Annotated in this window: 3 protein-coding genes; 2 read left to right on the forward strand and 1 reads right to left on the reverse strand. The window is 31.8% G+C overall.

Features of this window, described 5'->3' with window-relative positions; all coding sequences use genetic code 11:
• Window positions 1–299 (forward strand): hypothetical protein (locus tag MR593_RS08095; RefSeq protein WP_331474767.1); only part of this gene is annotated, 299 nt, incomplete at its 5' end.
• A gap of 85 nt (window positions 300–384) precedes the next feature.
• Here the strand turns inward: MR593_RS08095 and MR593_RS08100 are convergent.
• The gene (locus MR593_RS08100) at window positions 385–1065 is read right to left on the reverse strand and encodes an aspartate/glutamate racemase family protein (protein WP_290691732.1); all 681 of its coding nucleotides are present in this window, start codon (window positions 1063–1065) and stop codon (window positions 385–387) included.
• A 162-nt stretch (window positions 1066–1227) separates the two neighbouring features.
• Between MR593_RS08100 and MR593_RS08105 the strand changes: the two genes are divergently transcribed.
• The gene (locus tag MR593_RS08105) at window positions 1228–2175 is read left to right on the forward strand and encodes an alpha/beta fold hydrolase (protein ID WP_290691734.1); all 948 of its coding nucleotides are present in this window, start codon (window positions 1228–1230) and stop codon (window positions 2173–2175) included.
• Window positions 2176–2343 lie beyond the last annotated feature (168 nt).

Here is a 2343-nt window from a genome sequence, read left to right on the forward strand (position 1 = left end):
CTATGGCACTTATAGGAATGCTTACAGGTTCTCAATCTACAGTTCAAAATGTAATATTCTCATTCTTTGGACCAGCACTTATATCTATAGGAATGGATCCAGTTCAAGTGGCAGCAGCAGGTGCTCATTTAGCAGCAGGTGGTATGGGACTTCCACCAGCAGATTTAACTACTTTCTGTGTGGCAGGTATAGTTGGTTCTATGGTAGGTAAAGAAGTAGACCCAATTAAGTCAATGATTATGATGGTACCTATGTGCTTGACTATGATTGCTATTGGTATGATTCTACTTTATATTTAGATAATTTATTTAGTCAATATTAAGATATAAAAAAATAACTATTGTGCGATATCCGTACAATAGTTATTTTTTTACATATTACATATTAAAAGGAAGGTTTATTTAAGCTTGAGTAAATATAATTAGTCAAAGTGACTATATCAAATACAGGAATGTTTAATTTGTCAGATATAGCCTTGGAAAATGGCGGCATATTTGTACATTCACAGATTATAGCACCTACATTTGGATTTTCGTTTACCATTTTAGTGGCTACGTCAATTATATCCTGTTGAAGTCTAGATTTATCGTATTCGATTTCTTCATCCATGAAGGTTTTTTCGAAGCTAGTTCCCTCCATACTGTAGATTACCTTGTCTATGTTTTCTATTCCAACTCCTTTAAAATGTTCGTCTGTAAGTGAGGATTTTTTTATAGTAAGTATTCCCACTGCTTGATCTTTTTTTAAAAGAGGCTTTACGTATTTTACTTGTATTAAGCTAGATGTAAATACGGGAATATTTACACTATCTGCAAGCTCCTTTTGAAATTTAGCTAAAAAACCACAGCTCGTTGTAATCGCGCTGACTCCAGATGCTTCTAGTTCCTTTGCCGCAGATATAAAGCTATTTAAAAGACCTCTATCACCTAAATCTACTACCTTAGTAGTATCAGCTCCTGTTATGATTTTTTTTACTGTTGGAAATGAAAAGGTCTCATCATTTCCTATATCTCCCTTTATTCTTGGGAATTTAGTATCTAGCATTAGTATCCCGATTTTTTTCAATTTTGTACCTCCTGAAAATTATTATGAGTTAATAATAGCATAAATTTTCGATAAATAGGTTTTAATATGTAATAAATGGGAATTAGATATAATATAATTGAAGAAATAATAGATTTAAGTCGATAATTGTATTACAATTTTATTGTTGGGGTGAGTTTGAATATGAAAAAAACAGAGCTTTATATAAAATCTACTAATAAAGTAAACGATTTACACACTATCATTTGGGAGCCTGATGTAGAGGTTTCGGCGATTTTGCAATTATCGCATGGAATGGTAGAATATATTGATAGATACGATAGATTTGCCAAATTTTTAAATACAAAGGGAATTTTAGTCGTCGGAAATGATCATCTAGGTCATGGGCTTACTGCAAAGGACGACGATGAGCTAGGATATTTTCCGTGTGAGGATAAGAGCTGTACTGTAGTTGAGGATTTATACAAAATTACTCAGGAGATGAAAAAGAAATACGAAGGTGTTCCTTATTTCGTTTTAGGTCATTCGATGGGTTCATTTTTAATCAGAAGGTATATTATGACTTATGGAGATAAAATAGATGGAGCAATAATAGTTGGAACTGGCAGTCAGCCTAAGGTTTTGTTAAAGCTGGGAAAACTACTATTAAAAATAATAAAAGCCTTTAAAGGCGACAAGCACAGGAGTAAATTCGTTACAAATATTGTATTTGGTGCTTATAATAATCAATTTAAGCCTGTAGAAACTAAAAGCGATTGGATAAGTAGAGATAAGGATATAGTAAGGGAATATGTAAAAGACAAATATTGCACATTTTTATTTACTATAAACGGGTATGAAACTCTTTTTGATGTGTTGGAATTTATACAAAATACAGCAAATGAAAGAAATATACCTAAAGAATTACCTTTAATTTTTATTTCTGGAGATAAAGATCCAGTTGGAAACAACGGTAAAGCAGTAAGATCTATATATGAAAATTACAAAAATATCGGAGTAAAGGATATAGATATAAAACTATATAAAGATTGTAGACACGAGGTTTTAAATGAACTTGATTATCAAACTGTCTATCGAGATATTTACAATTGGTTGAAGGTACATATAGAGCAAAAAGTTTCTAATATTTAAAATACATAAAAATATTGAGGAGGATTAAAATGGGGATTTATTTAGATAATGCGGCGACTTCTTATCCAAAGCCAGAAGCTGTTGCAAATGCAGTATACGATTTTATGGTGAACAACGGAACTTCTTCAGGCAGAGGTTCTTATAAAAAAGCTATGCAATCAGACTACA

The sequence above is a fragment of the Intestinibacter sp. genome, assembly GCF_022780145.1.
In the GTDB taxonomy this organism is placed as follows: Bacteria; Bacillota; Clostridia; order Peptostreptococcales; family Peptostreptococcaceae; genus Intestinibacter.

Excerpts from the sequence above, each read along its gene's own strand:
- MR593_RS08105 (WP_290691734.1), top strand. The coding sequence starts at position 1,228 with ATGAAAAAAACAGAGCTTTATATAAAATCTACTAATAAAGTAAACGAT.